The following is a 15996-nucleotide window of genomic DNA, read 5'->3' on the forward strand; positions in this document are numbered from 1 at the left end:
GCGCCCTGCTGAGCGTGGATTACCTCGCCAACGTTCCGGGTCGCGCCGCTAGCGCAGTGCGTGTCCCGTCGTCGCGTCGACATGAGCCGGGACGTCGTCGTGACGATCACCGACCGTCGAGGTCCCGGTGGGCTCGAACAGCAGGATCTCCGCGCCGTGAGGAGCCGACGGCTTGTGGAACGTCCCGCGCGGCACGGTGAACACCGACCCCTTCGCGAGCACGACCGTCCGCTCCCCGTCAGGTTCACGCAACGCGATGCGCAGCTCACCGTCGAGCACCAGGAAGAACTCGTCGGTGTCGTCGTGCACGTGCCAGAGGTGCTCACCCCGGACCTTCGTGACGCGCACGTCGTAGTCGTTGACCTGCGTGACGATCCGAGGGCTCCACAGGTCGTCGAACGAGGCCAGGGCTTTGTCCAGGGCAATGGGTTCGCTGTTCACAGGCACCAGCCTCGCCGTTGTCGCGCGACGGGCGTGAGTGCTAGGAATCGCACATGCCGCAAGAATCCTCGCATCGCGTCGTGGTCATCGTCGACGAGAACTCCAACCCGTTCGAACTCGGCTGCGCCACCGAGATCTTCGGCCTGCACCGCCCCGAGATCGGCGGCCACCTCTACGACTTCCGCCTCTGCTCACCCGAACCGCACACGGCGATGCGCGACGGCTTCTTCACCCTCACCGGCGTCACCGACCTGCACGCCACCGAGCACGCCGACACCCTCATCGTCCCCAACCGGCCCAACATCGACGCACCCCGCCGACCCGACGTCCTCGACGCCATCCGCCGCGCCCACACCCGCGGCACACGCCTCGTCGGATTCTGCAGCGGCGCCTTCACCCTCGCCGAAGCCGGCGTCCTCGACGGCCGCCGCGCCACCGCCCACTGGCAGTGGGCCGACGACTTCCGCACCCGCTTCCCCGCCGTACACCTCGAACCCGACGTCCTGTTCGTCGACGACGGCGACATCCTCACCTCCGCCGGCAGCGCCGCCGCCCTCGACCTCGGCCTGCACCTCGTCCGCCGCGACCACGGCGCCGAGATCGCCAGCTCCGTCAGCCGCCGCCTCGTCTTCGCCGCCCACCGCGACGGCGGCCAGCGCCAGTTCGTGCAACGCCCCGTACCCGACCTGCCCGACGAGTCACTCGCCCCCGTCCTCGCCTGGGCCCAGCAGCACCTCGACACCCCACTCACCATCGCCGACCTGGCCAAACGCAGCGCCGTCAGCCCCGCCACCCTGCACCGCCGCTTCCAGGCACAACTCGGCACCACACCCCTCGCATGGCTCACCGGCGAACGCATCACCCTCGCCTGCCGGCTCATCGAACTGGGGGAGCGGCGCTTCGACGTCGTCGCCCGCCGCACCGGCCTGGGCACCGCCGCCAACCTCCGCGCCCTGATGCGCCGCGACACCGGCCTCACCCCGTCGGACTACCGGCGCCGCTTCAGCCCAGCGCCCGCAGAATGATCCGCTCCACCACCCGCGTCTTCGCATCCGCGTAGTCCTGCACCCGCTCCCACGTCCGCCCCGCCAGCTCACGCTTCGTGCGTTCGTACTCCTCCCGGTCCTGCGGGAAGGCGCGCAGCCGGTCACGGAAGGCCAGCATCCGATCCAGCTCCTCACACCCAGGGGAGAAGACGTGCAGGTTCACGTTCGGCGCCACGCCCTTGAGCACCCGGTGCTCGTGCCAGGCGCGCTCCCGCAGCAGCAGGTAGTAACCCGCCGCCACCAACGCCGGCACATAGGCGCCCTCGTCGGCCGAGTCCGGCACGACCAGCAGAATGTCGATCAACGGCTTCGCCGCCAGCCCCGGCACCGACGTCGACCCCACATGCTCCAACCGGACGACCCGCTCACCCAGCGCCGCCCGGATCTTCGCCTCCTCAACGGCATACCACCGCGCCCACACCGGATCGTGCTCCTGCAGCACCACCGGGGCGTTGTGCGGCGGCGCCTCCGTCACGAACTCCACCTCACCCGGCTCGACGGGCCGCGCCACATAGGCGCGCTCGAGGATGTCCAGCACCACGGCGTTCTTCGCATCCGTGTAGTCCTGCACCCGATCCCACACCCGCGCCGCCAGCTCCCGCTTGGCCGCCGCATACAACTCACGATCCCAGGCGTTGTCACGCAGCCAGTCGCGAAACAACAGATGCCGCCGCACCTGAGCACACCCGCGCGGGAACACGTGCAGGTTGATGTCCGTGTCCGGGCCCTTGAGGATCCGGTGCTCGTGCCAGTCGTCCTCCCGCACCACCACCCGATACCCGGCCGCCTCCAGCGCGGGCACGTACGACGCCTCCCGCAGCGGAGCGTCCACCACCAGCATCAGGTCGACCAACGGCTTCGCACACAACCCCGGCACCGACGTCGACCCCACGTGCTCCAGCACCGCACCCGGCAACGCGCCCAGCACCCGCGCCCGTTCCCGCTCGTACAGACCAGGCCAGCCGGCGTCGTACTCGGCGAGCTCGATGTTCACGGCAAACCCCCTCATAGGCAGTCGGCCAGAATATCAACTCCCGAACAGGTCACCCGCGCTCCCGACCCGCTCCAGCACCTCGTCCGCCGTGAACACCAGATCCTCCACGACCTCGCAGTCCTCGACCTCGTCCCACGTCACCGGCGCCGACACCGCCGGCCGCTCCCGAGCCCGCAACGAATACGGCGCCACCGTCGTCTTCGCCGGATTGTTCTGCGACCAGTCGATGAACACCTTCCCCGTGCGCTGCGCCTTCGCCATCGTCGACACGATCAACGCCGGATGCTCCTGCGCCAACCGCTGCGCCACCGCCTTCGCGTACTCCGAGGTGTCCTTCGCCGGCGCATACGCATACACCTGCATGCCCTTGTTGCCCGACGTCTTCGCCCACGAGTCCACACCGTCGTCGTCCAGCACCATCCGCACCCGCTCCGCCACCCGGCAACACTCCACCACCGTCGCCGGCACACCCGGATCCAGATCGAACACCAGCAGATCAGGATCCCGCTTCCCACCCCGCGGCCCCACCGTCCACTGCGGCACATGCAACTCCAGCGCCGCCAGATTCGCCAGCCACACCAACGTCGCCAGCTCGTCCACCATCACGTAGTTGACGGTCTCGTTGCCCTTCGAGCTCCCCGGCGACTCCAGCCGCATCGTCCGCACCCACTCCGGACGGTGCTCCGGCGCGTTCTTCTCGAAGAACCACTTCCCGTCCACCCCGTTCGGAAAGCGCTTCAACGTCACCGGACGGTCCTTCAGATGCGGCAGCAACACCGGCGCGATCCGGGTGTAGTAATCGATCACCTCACCCTTGGTGAACCCGAACCCCGGATACAACACCTTCTCCAGGTTCGTCAGCTTCAACACCCGGTCCTCGACACGCACAGTCGCGTCACTCGACAACCCGACGCACCTCCTCCGGCGTCTTGTCCGGCCGCAACCCACGCCACGCCGGAAACCGCATCCGCCCGTCCGGCGTCCACTGCCGGAACACCACCTCCGCCACCAGTTCCGGCTCCACCCACCTCGCGCCCTTCGACCGCTCCCGCGGCATCTCCGTCACGAACGGCGAACCCTTACGCGCCAACGCCTTCAACCGCGGCGTCAGCACCGCCAGCTCCGCGTCGTTGAACCCCGTGCCCACCGACCCCGCGAACGCCAGCCCGCCATCCTGCGGAATACCCAGCAACAACGCGCCGATCACCCCGGCCCGCTTGCCTTCACCCATCCGCCAGCCACCGATCACCACCTCCTGCGCCAGCAGGTCCGTGATCTTGCGCCACACCGGCGACCGCAACCCCGGCTGATAAGGCGAATCCAGCCGCTTCGCGACCACACCCTCCAAACCCTGCTCACGACTCGCCGCCAGCACCGACGCCCCGTCCTCGTCATAAGACGGGGGAGTCAGCCAGTGCGGACCCCGCAACTCAAGACCCCTCAGCAACTCACGACGCTGCCGGAAAGGAAGCTGCACAGTAGAACTGCCATCCAGGTGCAGCAGATCGAACAACAACAACGTCACCGGAAACTGCCGCGCCGCCCGACGAGCCGCCTCCGACTTCGTCACATGCATCCGGTTCTGCAACGCGCTGAAACTCGGCCGGCCATCCTGCAACGCGACGATCTCACCGTCCAGCAGAGCCTCCGTCGACCCCAGCTGCTCACCCACACCCTGCAACTCCGGATAAGCGACCGTGATGTCGTTGCCCACCCGCGACCACGCCTGAACACGCCCGCCCTCGACCCTCAGAACCGCCCGGACACCATCCCACTTGAACTCATAAGCCCAATGATCATCATCATCGTGGGGGAGAGGACCCGGAACAGCGAGCATCGGCTTCAGCTGATCCGGCAACACCTGCCAGTCCGGCCGCGCCGGAGCATGCCGGCGCTTCATCATCCAGTTCTTCTCGTCCTTCCCCGAACGGAAGAACACGAACTGCCCCTGCACCCGGCCACCATGCAAGATCACATCGACCTCGCGATCCGACCACTTCACCGTCTCATAGCGGCCGCGATCCCACAGGAACATCTCACCGCCGCCGTACTCACCCTTCGGGATCTCCCCGGAGAACTCCGCGTACTCCAGCGGATGATCCTCGGTGTGCACAGCCAGCCGCACCACATCCGTCGTCGGCGGCAAACCCTTCGGCACCGCCCACGACACCAGAACCCCACCACGCTCCAACCGCACATCCCAATGCAGGCTGCTCGCGTGATGCTCCTGGATCACGAACGTGTCGTCGTTGCCCCTCGGCAGCACATCCGCGCTCGGAACGGGCTCCGGCGTCCTGGCCGGATCCCTCTTACGCCGGTACTCATCGAGCCCGGCCATCTACGCCGACGAAGCCTTCTTCTTCGGCGGCGCCTTCTTCTCGCTCTTCCGCCCGGCCTTCGCCTTCTCCACACTGCGCTCCAGCGCCGTCATCAGATCGATGACATCGCCCTTCTCCTCGGCCTCCGGCTGCTCGGGCAACTCCGCACCCTCCGCCTTCGCCGCGATCACCTTCTCCAGCGCGTCCCGGTAGTCGTCGGTGAACGTGTCCGGATCGAAGTCACCCGCCATCGACTCCACCAGCGACGTCGCCATCTTCAACTCCTGCGGCCGCACCTCCACGTCCTGATCCAGGAAGTCGAACTCCGCCTTGCGGATCTCATCCGGCCACAACATCGTGTGCATCACCAGCACGTCATCCCGCGCCCGGATCGTCGCCAGCGTCTCCTTCTGCCGGATCGTGATCTTCACAACCGCCAGCTGACCCGTCTTCACCAGCGCATCCCGCAACAACACGTACGGCCGAGCCGCCGCCTTGTCCGGCTCCAGGTAATACGTCTTCTGGAAGTAGATCGGATCGATCTCCTCCGCCGGCACGAACTCCAGCACGTCGATCGACTTGTCCGTCTTCACCGGCAACTTCTCGAAGTCCTCGTTCTCCATGATCACCATCCGGCCATCGTCCAACTCATAGCCCTTGGTGATCTCCGAGTACTCCACCTCTTCACCGCACACCGAACAGACACGCTTGTACTTGATGCGCCCGCCGTCCCCCCGGTGCACCTGGTTGAAACGGAAGTCGTGCTCCTCGACAGCCGTGTAAAGGCGCACGGCGATCGTCACCAACCCGAAGGAGATGGCCCCACGCCACACGGATCTCATTCTCATTGGGTACCCCTGAAATGCGGTTTTCGCACCACCAGATCACCCACTCGGCCTAACGATCCGGCAACTGAGCAACCCCCGGCCCACGCGTCCTGACCGAGAGTGCCGCACAACAGTGGAACACCGCTAGATGTCCCGCTAGATGTCCCTCAGCGCCCGATACGTCCTGTTACTCGCCACCGCCGCCCGCCGCTCCCGCGCCGTCGCCTCGATGTAGTTCTGACTCGTCGCCAAACTCGCATGCCCCAGCAACGCCATGATCTCGCTCGCCGACGCCCCATCCTCAGCCAGGCGCGTCGCGAACGTATGCCGCAACGCGTGCAGATTCGCCCCCGTCGGCACCCTGTCGTTCAACCCCGCCCACCGAAAACACGACTTCACCAGGTACTCCAGCCCACCCCGCCCGATCGGCTCACCATGCCGATCCCTCAGCAACGCCGACTCCCGGTCAAACCGCCCCTGAGGAAACCGCTGCCGGCAACTCTTCAGATACGCCTCCACGATCCGCTCCATCGGCGGCTCGATCGGAACACTCCGATCCCGGTTCCCCTTGCCCTTCACATGCAACCGCTGATCACCCTCCCGCCCCACGACACTCGCCAGCGTGAGCGTCCGCATCTCCGCACTGCGCAACCCCGCTACCAGCCCCAACGCGATCACCAGTACATCCCGCTCCGGCCACGGATCACGCCCCTTGCGCGCCCCCTCCGCCGCGGCCGTCAGCAACTGCTCAGGGGTGTCCTCACCCCGCAGCGGCTTCGGGACCAGCGGAGGTGTCCTGGGACGAGCGACGGCACCCATCGGATTACCGGCGATCAGGTCCTCGGCCACGCAGAACGTCAGGAACTGGTTCCACGTCGACCACGCCCGCAGCACCGAGCTCTTGGCATGGGAGTCCGCGAACACCCCGAAAGCCTCACGGAGGTTCGCACCGGTGAGCTGAGCGATGACCAGGTCCTCGACGGGGCAGGAGAGGGTCTCGGCCAGCAGCGTGTTCACACCGGCGAGATCCCGCTGGTAGGCGGCCGTTGTGTGCGGCGAGTCCTTGCGAGTCCGGCGGGCGAGGAAGAAGGCGTCCTGGGCGCCGAGCACGTGCATATGGATCTTGTACCGCACACCACCGACAATCCCGGACACGGCGGCGGCACAGGGGAGGGGAGCGCTCCTCGGCCTCACGTGCGAGCGGTTGTTGGACGAGTGCGGAGCCGCAGGTCAGCGTGTGGCGTGGGCCGTCGATCCGACGGCGGGGCGGCGCTCGAACGTGTCGGGTCGAGGTTGGTGCAGGGCGGCGCGAATGCGTGGGTTCGAAAACCTGTTCTGTGCTGGATAATGGCGATTATGCATGAAATGTCCGTTTTGCCGGGTTCTGATTCGGCTCGGGACGGCGCTGGACCAGGTGGCGTCACTTGTCGGGGATCGTGAGCGTAATGACGCCTCGCTACGTACGTCTCTCTGACGACACGTCGGTGTCGACCGCGCTCCGGCATCGCCGTGGATCTGATGTTGTGGCGTCTGCAAGCGCAGCCGGCCTGCCCGTTGGCTGTGACTTGCAGACGCGCCAACACGGGCGTTTCGGCCCCTTCTGAAGCGATCTTCGCAGGTCGCCGTTTCGCCGATAATCTACATTATGTCAAGTAACGTGGATCTGGGCTGTCTGGAGGCACTCTCCCGCCATCGCTGCCTCTGGCATGGTTCGCGCTCATGATCGATGAGTTCGCCAAGGAGTACCTGCACTCGGATCTGCGTGAGTTGCGCGAGGTGATGGTGTGGAAGCTGGAGGGCCTGTCCGATATGGACGTGCGGCGTCCGCTGACGGCTTCGGGGACGAATCTGCTGGGCCTGATGAAGCATCTGGCGTTGTCGGAGTCGCGGTACTTCGGCGAGGTGTTCGGGCGGCCGTTTCCTGAGCCGTTGCCTCGGTGGGACGACTTGGCGGCGCGTGGGCTGGACATGCGGGCGGACGAGTCGGAGTCGCGTGAGGAGATCGTGGGTCGCTATCGGCGCGTGTGGGCGCATTCGGATGCGACGATCTCTGCGCTCGCGGTGGATGCTCCTGGTCATGTGCCGTGGTGGCCGCGTCCGAACGTGATGCTGTTCAACGTGTTGGTGCACCTGGTGACCGAGACTGCGCGGCACGCGGGACACGCCGACATCTTGCGGGAGCAGCTCGACGGTGCGACCGGCGAGGGGCGCTGAGAGTCTGTTTCCGCTGCTCCCCCGCGTCTAGATGATCTTGTCGGGGGTGCTTGCCACACTCGGGTCATGCGATTTGCGATCTATGTGCCGTCGTTCGGTTCGGAGCTCGGTGATCCGTCCGTGCTGGTGTCGCTCGCTGTCGAGGCCGAGGCGTCGGGGTGGGACGGGTTCTTCCTGTGGGATCACGTGGTGGTGCCGGGTGAGTCCGTTGTCTCTGACGTCTGGGTGACGTTAGGTGCGGTGGCGGCGCGGACGTCGAGGATCTCGCTGGGCCCGTTGGTGACGTCGCTGGGGCGTCGGCGTCCGTGGAAGGTGGCGTTGGAGGCGTCGACGTTGCAGCGGCTGTCTGGTGGGCGGCTGGTGCTGGGGGTGGGTGCGGGTGTGCCGCAGGACTACTCCCCCTTCGGCGAGCGCGGGTCGCGTGCGGAGGCGATGTCGGAAGGCGTGGAGCTGTTGCGGGCGTTGTTGTCGGGTGCCGAGGTGGAGCATCACGGTGCGCTGTTCGACGTGTCGGGTGTGCGGTTCGCGCCGGTGGAGGTGCCGATCTGGGTGGGTGGGATCTGGCCTCGGTCGACGCCTTTTCGTGCGGCGGAGCATGCGGCGGGTGTGGTGCCGGCGACGTTCGGTCCCGAGGGTCTGGTGGTGCTCTCCCCTGCGGATGCCGCTCGCCTGAAGGCGGATTTCGTGGCGTCGGGTGGTCCGGCTGACGGTGATGTCGTGTTGTGGGGTGGCAGTGCGTTACCCGAGGCGGGCGCGTACGAAGCCGCGGGCGTGACGTGGATGCTGAGCGATGGTGGCGCTCGGGGGCTTGATGAGTTGCGGGCGTTCGTGGCGGCCGGTCCCCCGCGTTCAGGCGTGTAGGCCTCGGAGCAGTGTGTCGAGGTAGCGGCGTGCGGTGGGGAGCCGGTCGGCGGGGCTGGCGCTGTGGACGTAGGTGGCGTAGGCGATGCCGCACATGAGTGGGACGAGGTCTGCGTCGTCGACGTCGGGGCGGACGGCTCCGGTGTCGCGTGCGCGGGCGAGCAGTTTGGCGCCGGTGTCGAGGATCTGTGCTTTGAGTTCGGTGGTGCGTGGGAGCACGTCTTGGGCGCTGGCGGCGACTTTGACGAGTGCGGGGTCGGTGACTTGGCTTTCGACGACTTTGGTGAGGAAGTCGGCGAACGCGGTCCAGGGGTCGTGGTGGGTGAGGCCTTGTTCGCCGCAGCCGGCGAGTGCTTCGAGGCAGGGGGTGGCGACGGTTTCGAGGAGTGCTTCGGTGGTCGGGAAGTGCCGGTAGACCGTGCCGACGCCGAGTCCTGCGCGGCGGGCGACGTCGTTGAGTTGCAGCGGGGTGCCTTCGTCGACGAGTTCTCGGGCGACGGTGAGGATGTGCTCCCAGTTGCGGGCGGCGTCCTTTCGCTGCGGCGTCATGTCTTCCAGACTAATTGGATACGCCATCCGGACCGGGGACGAGTGGCGCGTGCCTCTCGCTGAGTGTGCGCACGGCGTGCTGGACGCGTGGGTCGGCCGCGGTGCGGTTCGGTGTCACCGGGGTGACGCGTCGGCCGATGACGGTGCCGGTGGCGAGGGTCTCGTCGGTGACGGCGAGGATCGAGGGCCTGGCTGCGGCGGAGGCGGGTGACGGAGCCGGATGTACCGCCAGTTCCCCTTTCGGCCGTGATCCGGGCGGCGAGGGTGCGTACCTCGTCCAGCGAGGCGAGGTCCGCCTGCAGGTAGCGTGCCGGCTCCCCTCCCCCTGCGTTGATCCTCTCGACGGCTCGGGCGCCTCGTTCGGGTTTGCGGCCGACGATGGTGACGGCGTACCGGCTTGGGCCAGTCCGAGGGCGGTTTCCAGTCCGATGTCTCCGGTTCCCGCGGTGACCACTGCTCGGGCTGGTCAGGCGGGCCAGAGCGGCGGCCGCTGACCTGGGTCCTGGATGGCCGCCGTCAGCACTGCAGCCATTCCCGCCAGTTCTTCCTCGCCGAGGTCGCGCTCCCCCACGTGGCGCTGGATCTCGCTGCGCGAGCACACGACGACGGCGCCGGTGTGCCCGCCGAGTTCGGCGGCGGCCACGATCTCCGTGTTCCCGTTGTGCACGACCAGGATCGGGTCGGGCGTGTCGGTGTAGAGCAGGCGCTCGATGTCACGTCCGGTGATGGCCATGCTCAGTCTTGTACGGCGCGGGCGTAGCGGGCCGCAAGAGTGCGAACGTGTGCCACGAGGTCGGGTGGTGAGGTGACCTCGAAGTCGTAGCCGAGCATGCCGATCCACACGGCGAGTGTTTCGACGGAGTCGGAGCCGGTCACCAGTTCGCAGGTGGTGTCGTCGACGGCTTCGACGGTGCCGATGGCGGCGTGGATGCGGGCGGCGACGGCGTCGGCCGGGGCGTGGACGAGGACTCGGGCCTGGAAGCGCCAGGCGGCTTGGGTGACGCGGGAGGCGACGTAGGTGGTGGCGTCGAGGTCGCGTGGGGTGAAGCGGGGGCCGTGCGGGGGCTGGGGTGGGGTGATGCGGTCGACGCGGAAGCTGCGCCAGTCCTGTTTGTCGGCGTCCCAGGCGACGAGGTACCAGCGGCGGCCCCAGTTGACGAGGCGGTGGGGTTCGGCGCGGCGGCGGGTCGCGGTGCCGTCGTGGGCCTGGTAGTCGAAGCGCAGGGTGTCGCTGTCGCGGCAGGCGGCGGCCAGGGTCGAGAGCAGTTCGGGGTCCAGTGCGGGTGCCGGGGAGTCGCGTGGGACGGATTCGATCTGTTCGAGGGCGGAGACGCGGTGGCGCAGGCGGGATGGGAGGACCTGTTCGAGTTTCAGCAGGGCGCGCAGGGAGACTTCTTCCAGGCCGGTGACGGCGTTGGTGCGCAGGGCCGCGGCGACGGCGACGGCCTCGTTGTCGTCGAGCAGCAGGGGTGGGAGTTCGGCGCCGGCGCCGAGGCGGTAGCCGCCGAACGAGCCGGTGGTGGCGTTGACCGGGTAGCCGAGTTCGCGCAGGCGGTCGACGTCGCGGCGGACGGTGCGGGGGCTGATCCGCAGTTCGTCGGCCAGTTCGCTGCCCTGCCAGTCGCGGCGTGACTGCAGCAGGGCGAGCAGGCGCAGCAGGCGGGCCGAGGTTTCCAGCATGGACGGACACTTTAGGACAGGGGGTGGCCGCAAGTGTCGTTAGCCTCGGGTTATGACGGAGATCAGGGAATTCCACATCGCGGTCGACGACGCCGATATCGACGAGTTGCGGGCTCGTCTGGCGCGGACGCGGTGGACCGACCAGGTCGTGGGGGCCGGTGCGCGCTACGGCGACGACGTCGCGGAGGTCCAGGAGCTGGCCCGGTACTGGGCCGAGGAGTTCGACTGGCGGGCGGTGGAGGCGAGGCTCAACGCGTTCCCGCAGTTCGTCACCGAGGTCGACGGCACGAACGTTCACTTCCTGCACGTGACCAGCCCGAAGCCGGACGCGCTGCCGCTGCTGCTGATCCACGGCTGGCCGGGCTCGGTGATGGAGTTCGTCGACGTCGTGGAGCATCTGCGCGACGATCACCACCTGGTGATCCCGTCGATCCCCGGTTTCGGGTTCTCCGGGCCGACGACGCAGACGGGCTGGCACTCCGGGCGCGTCGCCGGGGCGTTCGCGGAGCTCATGGCGCGGCTGGGCTACCGGCGTTACGGGGTGCACGGCAACGACGCGGGGGCGATCATCGCGCCGCAGGTCGGGCAGGCCGATCCGGAGCACGTCGCGGGTGTGCACGTCACGCAGATCTTCTCGTTCCCCTCGGGTGAGCCGGCCGAGATGGAGGGCCTGACCGAGGAGGACTACCGGCGTCTGGGGGTGCTGCAGAACTTCTGGGAGAGCATGTCCGGCTACGCGAAGCTGCAGCAGTCGCGGCCGCAGAACGTGGCGTTCGCGCTCGCGGACTCCCCCGTCGGCCAGCTGGCCTGGACGATGCAGCTGATGGGCGAACCGGCCGTGACGAAGGACTTCCTGCTCGCGAACGTGGCGATCTACTGGTTCACCGGCACCGCGGGGTCCAGCGCGCGGCTGTACTACGAGGACGCGCACCGCGAGGACCAGCCCGCGCAGCCGACGACGGTGCCGATGGGCGTCGCGGTCTTCCCCGACGACTTCCAGACCATCCGGCGCTTCGCCGAACGCGACCACCACAACCTCGTGCACTGGTCGGAGTTCGAGACCGGCGGTCACTACTCCGGGCACGACTCGCCCGGACTGCTGGCGGGCGACCTGAAGGTGTTCTTCGCCAAGATGTAGCCATGCCGCAGTGGATCGAGGCGGGGATCTGGGGGCTGGCCGGTGGCGGCGCGCTCGTGGCGGGCGCGCTCGTCGCCTGGTTCCTGCGCGTGTCCCGTGACGTCGTGGCCGTCGTGATGGCGTTCGGCGCCGGGGTGCTGACCGCGGCGGCGGCGTTCGAGTTGATGGACGAGGCGGAGAAGACCGGCGGTCTGCTCGCCACCTCCGCGGGGTTCCTCGGTGGCGCGGTCGGCTACGTGCTGGCGAACCTGGTGCTCGCGCGGCGTGGGGCGCGGCATCGCAAGCGCAGCAGCAACCAGCCGGCCGAGGCCGACCAGGCGGGCAGCGGCACGGCGATCGCCGTGGGAGCGCTGCTCGACGGTGTGCCCGAGTCGGTCGTGCTGGGTGTGTCCCTGCTCAGCGGCGGCGGAGTCGGGGTGGCGATGCTGGCGGCGGTGGTCATCTCGAACGTGCCGGAGGGGCTTTCCAGCGTCGCCGGTATGAAACGGGCCGGGCGCGGGCCCGGTTACGTGTTCGGGGTGTGGGGTGCGATCGCCGTGGCGAGCGGGCTGTCCGCGGCCCTGGGGAACCTGCTGCTCGACGGCGCGTCACCGCGGCTCGTCGCCGTGATCACCGCGGTGGCGGCGGGGGCGATCCTGGCGATGATCGCGGACACCATGATTCCCGAGGCCTTCGAACGTGCCCGCCTCTACACCGGGCTGTGCACCACCGCGGGGTTCCTCACGGCGTTCGTGGTGGAGCGGCTGGGTTAGATTTCCGGGTGTGGTGATCGGTGAGTTCTACGACGTGGTGATCGACTGTCCGGACCCCGGCGCGCTCGCCGAGTTCTACCGGGAGGTCGTCGGCGGCCGGATAGCCGACTCCGACGGCGACTGGTCCACTCTCGTCACGGCGAACGGCCGGCGGCTGTCGTTTCAGCGCGTCGAGGACTACTCGCCGCCGCGCTGGCCCGGCCAGGATCACCCCCAGCAGATCCACCTCGACGTCATGGTCGCCGATCTCGACGTCGCCGAGCCGCTCGTGCTGGCATTGGGTGCGACGTTGCTCAAGGGTTCGCCCAAGAACGTCGGGTTCCGCGTCTACGCCGATCCGGCCGGGCATCCGTTCTGCCTGCTCACCAGCTAGGCGCGCCAGACGGTGGCCGCGCGGGTCTCGGTGCTCTCCAGCGTCAGTGGCACCGGTACCTCGTAGCGGGCGCGTGCGGTGAACCGGTCGCGGGGCAGGTGGGCGCGGTCCGGGTCGCCGAGCAGCACGACCGCGCCTCGTGCCGCGGCCCTGCTCAGGAACGGCAGCACCAGCGCGGTGATCTCGGCGTCGTAGAACACGTCCCCGGCGAGCACGATGTCGGCGCCGTGCGCGTCGCTGTCGAGCTGGTCGCCGCCCAGGGTGCTGACCGTGACGCCGTTGGCGGCGGCGTTGAGCTGTACCGCGGCGAGTGCCAGCGGGTCGATGTCGTTGGCGGTCACCACGTCCGCTCCGGCCAGTGCCGCGGCGATCGCGACCAGCCCGGAACCCGAGGCGAGGTCGAAGACCTTCTTGTCGCGCACCAGCCCGGCGTTGTCGAGCAGGTGCCGTGCCAGGGCCTGCCCGCCCGCCCATGGGAACGCCCAGAACGGCGGCTGGTCGTGGTGGGTGAGTTCCCACAGGTCCATCGCCTCGGCCGCGCTGTGCAGCAGCACCTCGGGCACCAGTGGCACGGGGGCCAGCGTCGTGTTGGCGAGCACGAAGTCGGTGAGCGTGGGCGCGGACATGACGGAGAAGCTTAGGGGCAGCGCGAACACCGCCCGCAGAGGCGAAAGGCCATAGGTTCACATGCCGCCGGTGACCCGCAGGATCGCGCCTGTGGTGTACGAGGCCTCGTCCGACAGCAGCCACGCGATGGCGTTCGCGATCTCGCCGGCCTCACCGGGGCGGCCCAGCGGGATGCGGGCGGCCACGCGGTCGGGGCGGCCGGGTTCGCCGGACAGGCGGTGGATGTCGGTGCGGATCGTGCCGGGCTGCACGCAGTTGACCCGGATCCCGCGCGGCGCGAGCTCCTTGGCCAGGCCGATCGTCAGCGCGTCCACGGCGGCCTTGGTGGCGGCGTAGTGCACGTACTCCCCCGGGCTGCCCAGCGTCGCCGCGCCGGACGAGACGTTCACGATCGAGCCCCGGCTCATCCGCCGGGCCGCCTCGCGGGCCACGAAGATCGCGCCGACGAGGTTGACGTCCACGACGCGGCGCAGGTCCTCGGTGCGCAGGTCCGCGAGCGGCCCGGACGGGGAGGTGATGCCGGCGTTGCTGACCACGCCGGTGATGTCGTCGCCCGCGGCGTCGAACAGGCGCGCCACATCGGTCTCGTCCGCCGTGTCGGCCCGGACGGCGAGCACACCGAGCTCTTCCTCCAGCGCACGTGCCTCGTCCTCGGCCTGGCGGTAGCTGATCACGACCTTGTGCCCGTCCCGCACGAGCCTGCGCGCGGTCGCGGCGCCGATACCCCGGCTTCCGCCGGTGATCACCGTAGTCATAGCTCTACCTGACGGGGTGCGGCTGCTCAGAGCTGACCGAAGCGCACGACCGCCACGAACACGGCCAGCGCGCACAGCACGAGGTTGATCGGCACCGTGGCGCCCTCACCGCGCCGGATGTGCGTGATCGCGGCACCCACCTGCACCAGCGCCAGGCCGAGCGCCGCGATCGGGGTGAGGATCGGCGCGACGCCGGTCAGCCACGGCAGCACCAGCCCGATCGCGCCCGCGACCTCGACCGCGCCGATGCCCTTGACCTGCCCGGACGTGAAGTCCCCCGCCCAGGCCATCTTCGGCTCGGCCAGCAGGGCCTGTTTGGTCTTGGCCAGCTTGGTGAAGCCCGCCATCAGGTACAGGGCAGCCAGTACACCCGACACGATCCACACGGCGACGTTCATGAACGAGAACCTAGCCCTGCCTCCGGTGGCACAACCACCGATGCCGAGGCCGCAGATCAACTAAGGGTCGCCTTAGTCATCACCCGAACGGCCGTATAGAGTGTGTAGATGAGGTGCTCGATACTCTCCGACTTCGCGGGCGAACCGCTGGCCGGCACGGCCGCGACCGCGACGGCGTGGCTGTGCCTGGAACAGCCGGGCCCGTGGGGCCGCGACGCCCTCACCGAGAGCCACCTCGACCCCGAACTGGGCGCCGAATTGCAACGCCGCGCCGCCGGCACCGGCGTGCGCATCCTGCTGATCCGCCGCCCCGGCAGACACGCCGACAACCACGTCCCCGCGACCCGCCGCCTGTACCTGGCCTCGGCGAAGCCGGGCGCCTCGTGGCTGGAACAGGCCGACCTGGCCGCGCCGGAGGAAGCCCTCGAACTCGACTTCGAGGCCTTGGGCGCGGGCCGCTCCACCGCGTTCGGCACCCCGGTCCGCGACCCGTTGCTGCTGGTCTGCACGAACAGCAAACGCGACGTGTGCTGCGCCCTGTACGGCCGCCCGATCGCCACCGCGCTGAACCTGTGGGAGTGCACCCACACCGGCGGCCACCGCTTCGCACCCACCGGCGTGCTGCTGCCCACCGGTCACCTGTACGGGCGACTCGACCACCAGTTGGCCCAGCGCGTCGTCACCGAGGGCATCGTCGCCGACCGCTGCCGGGGCCGCTCCTGCTTCACCCCGAGGGGGCAGGTCGCCGAGGTCGCCGTGCGCGAGAAGATCAGCGAGACCCGCGACGTGCTCACCGTCGTGGCCGAGACCCCGGACTCCGCGACCGTGCGGCACGCCGACGGACGGGAGTGGCGGGTGGCGCTGACCGAGCAGCCGGTACCGCCGCGGCCCGCGAGCTGCGGGAAGTCGCCGGACATCGCGATCGCGCTGGTGGCGACGGCGATCGACGAGCTGGTGAAGGTCTGCCGCTGACCTCGATCGAGTGTCTCGGCTGATCCACCTCAACGGCTCCAACGCCGCGAC

Annotated in this window: 19 protein-coding genes; 7 read left to right on the forward strand and 12 right to left on the reverse strand. The window is 68.8% G+C overall.

Annotation, left to right across the window (positions count from 1 at the left end):
* Positions 1-48: 48 nt before the first annotated feature.
* Positions 49-441: a cupin domain-containing protein gene (locus IG04_RS0104600; RefSeq protein ID WP_030475254.1), complete on the reverse strand. Its 393-nt coding sequence runs from the start codon at positions 439-441 to the stop codon at positions 49-51.
* 53 nt (positions 442-494) lie between these two features.
* Here IG04_RS0104600 and IG04_RS0104605 point away from each other — a divergent pair, with 53 nt between their 5' ends.
* Positions 495-1466, forward strand: coding sequence for a GlxA family transcriptional regulator (locus IG04_RS0104605; protein WP_030475255.1), 972 nt, complete (start codon positions 495-497; stop codon positions 1464-1466).
* Here IG04_RS0104605 and IG04_RS47975 read toward each other — a convergent pair.
* The 5 genes from IG04_RS47975 to IG04_RS0104635 form a co-directional block, all read right to left on the reverse strand.
* A complete protein-coding gene (locus IG04_RS47975; protein WP_245816008.1) occupies positions 1444-2481 on the reverse strand; it encodes a GrpB family protein in 1038 nt (345 codons plus the stop codon). The two genes, IG04_RS0104605 and IG04_RS47975, sit on opposite strands and share 23 nt — an antisense overlap.
* A 33-nt stretch (positions 2482-2514) precedes the next feature.
* Complete coding sequence (gene ligD / locus IG04_RS0104620; protein ID WP_030475256.1) at positions 2515-3387, reverse strand: non-homologous end-joining DNA ligase; 873 nt, start codon at positions 3385-3387, stop codon at positions 2515-2517.
* Positions 3377-4819 carry a non-homologous end-joining DNA ligase gene (gene ligD / locus IG04_RS0104625; protein ID WP_030475257.1) on the reverse strand — a complete coding sequence of 481 codons (1443 nt, stop codon included), beginning with the start codon at positions 4817-4819 and terminating at the stop codon, positions 3377-3379. The genes ligD (IG04_RS0104620) and ligD (IG04_RS0104625) overlap by 11 nt, the downstream gene beginning before the upstream one ends.
* Positions 4820-5641: a non-homologous end joining protein Ku gene (gene ku / locus IG04_RS0104630; protein ID WP_030475258.1), complete on the reverse strand. Its 822-nt coding sequence runs from the start codon at positions 5639-5641 to the stop codon at positions 4820-4822.
* A 141-nt stretch (positions 5642-5782) separates the two neighbouring features.
* Complete coding sequence (locus tag IG04_RS0104635) at positions 5783-6760, reverse strand: tyrosine-type recombinase/integrase (protein WP_036013796.1); 978 nt, start codon at positions 6758-6760, stop codon at positions 5783-5785.
* A 585-nt stretch (positions 6761-7345) separates the two neighbouring features.
* On the opposite strand from IG04_RS0104635, the gene IG04_RS0104640 reads away from it, so the two are divergent.
* Together IG04_RS0104640 and IG04_RS42240 are read left to right on the forward strand one after the other, a co-directional pair.
* Complete coding sequence (locus IG04_RS0104640; protein WP_084401000.1) at positions 7346-7840, forward strand: DinB family protein; 495 nt, start codon at positions 7346-7348, stop codon at positions 7838-7840.
* A 66-nt stretch (positions 7841-7906) separates the two neighbouring features.
* Positions 7907-8701, forward strand: coding sequence for an LLM class flavin-dependent oxidoreductase (locus IG04_RS42240; protein ID WP_036013681.1), 795 nt, complete (start codon positions 7907-7909; stop codon positions 8699-8701).
* On the opposite strand, the gene IG04_RS0104650 is transcribed toward IG04_RS42240, so the two are convergent.
* The 3 genes from IG04_RS0104650 to IG04_RS0104660 all read right to left on the reverse strand — a co-directional run bounded on the left by IG04_RS0104650 (position 8690) and on the right by IG04_RS0104660 (position 10930).
* Entirely contained in the window at positions 8690-9250 is a 561-nt protein-coding gene (locus IG04_RS0104650; protein ID WP_030475262.1) for a TetR/AcrR family transcriptional regulator, read from the reverse strand. The two genes, IG04_RS42240 and IG04_RS0104650, sit on opposite strands and share 12 nt — an antisense overlap.
* 466 nt (positions 9251-9716) lie before the next feature.
* Positions 9717-9983 carry a hypothetical protein gene (locus IG04_RS0104655; RefSeq protein WP_030475263.1) on the reverse strand — a complete coding sequence of 89 codons (267 nt, stop codon included), beginning with the start codon at positions 9981-9983 and terminating at the stop codon, positions 9717-9719.
* A 2-nt stretch (positions 9984-9985) separates the two neighbouring features.
* Entirely contained in the window at positions 9986-10930 is a 945-nt protein-coding gene (locus IG04_RS0104660; RefSeq protein ID WP_030475264.1) for a helix-turn-helix transcriptional regulator, read from the reverse strand.
* Positions 10931-10982: 52 nt separating this feature from the next.
* Here IG04_RS0104660 and IG04_RS0104665 point away from each other — a divergent pair, with 52 nt between their 5' ends.
* The 3 genes from IG04_RS0104665 to IG04_RS0104675 are packed head-to-tail and all read left to right on the forward strand — an operon-like array spanning position 10983 to position 13193.
* On the forward strand, positions 10983-12068 hold the full coding sequence (locus IG04_RS0104665) for an epoxide hydrolase family protein (RefSeq protein ID WP_030475265.1): 1086 nt from the start codon (positions 10983-10985) through the stop codon (positions 12066-12068).
* 2 nt (positions 12069-12070) lie between these two features.
* Positions 12071-12820: a ZIP family metal transporter gene (locus IG04_RS0104670; RefSeq protein ID WP_030475266.1), complete on the forward strand. Its 750-nt coding sequence runs from the start codon at positions 12071-12073 to the stop codon at positions 12818-12820.
* Positions 12821-12830: 10 nt separating this feature from the next.
* Positions 12831-13193, forward strand: a complete 363-nt coding sequence (locus IG04_RS0104675; RefSeq protein WP_245816006.1) for a VOC family protein — start codon at positions 12831-12833, stop codon at positions 13191-13193.
* Here the strand turns inward: IG04_RS0104675 and IG04_RS0104680 are convergent.
* Genes IG04_RS0104680 through IG04_RS0104690 form a run of 3 tightly spaced genes read right to left on the reverse strand, consistent with a single transcriptional unit; the run spans position 13190 to position 14973 of the window.
* Positions 13190-13819 (reverse strand): class I SAM-dependent methyltransferase, encoded by a 630-nt coding sequence (locus tag IG04_RS0104680; RefSeq protein ID WP_030475268.1) that lies wholly within the window; start codon positions 13817-13819, stop codon positions 13190-13192. The genes IG04_RS0104675 and IG04_RS0104680 overlap by 4 nt on opposite strands.
* A gap of 57 nt (positions 13820-13876) precedes the next feature.
* Entirely contained in the window at positions 13877-14575 is a 699-nt protein-coding gene (locus tag IG04_RS0104685) for an SDR family oxidoreductase (protein WP_030475269.1), read from the reverse strand.
* 26 nt (positions 14576-14601) lie between these two features.
* Positions 14602-14973, reverse strand: a complete 372-nt coding sequence (locus IG04_RS0104690) for a DoxX family protein (protein WP_030475270.1) — start codon at positions 14971-14973, stop codon at positions 14602-14604.
* 108 nt (positions 14974-15081) lie between these two features.
* Here IG04_RS0104690 and IG04_RS0104695 point away from each other — a divergent pair, with 108 nt between their 5' ends.
* Positions 15082-15945 (forward strand): sucrase ferredoxin, encoded by an 864-nt coding sequence (locus IG04_RS0104695; protein ID WP_030475271.1) that lies wholly within the window; start codon positions 15082-15084, stop codon positions 15943-15945.
* Positions 15946-15996: the final 51 nt, after the last annotated feature.

Origin of the sequence: Lentzea albidocapillata, from assembly GCF_000719115.1 — a bacterium.
Classification (GTDB): Bacteria; Actinomycetota; Actinomycetes; order Mycobacteriales; family Pseudonocardiaceae; genus Lentzea; species Lentzea albidocapillata.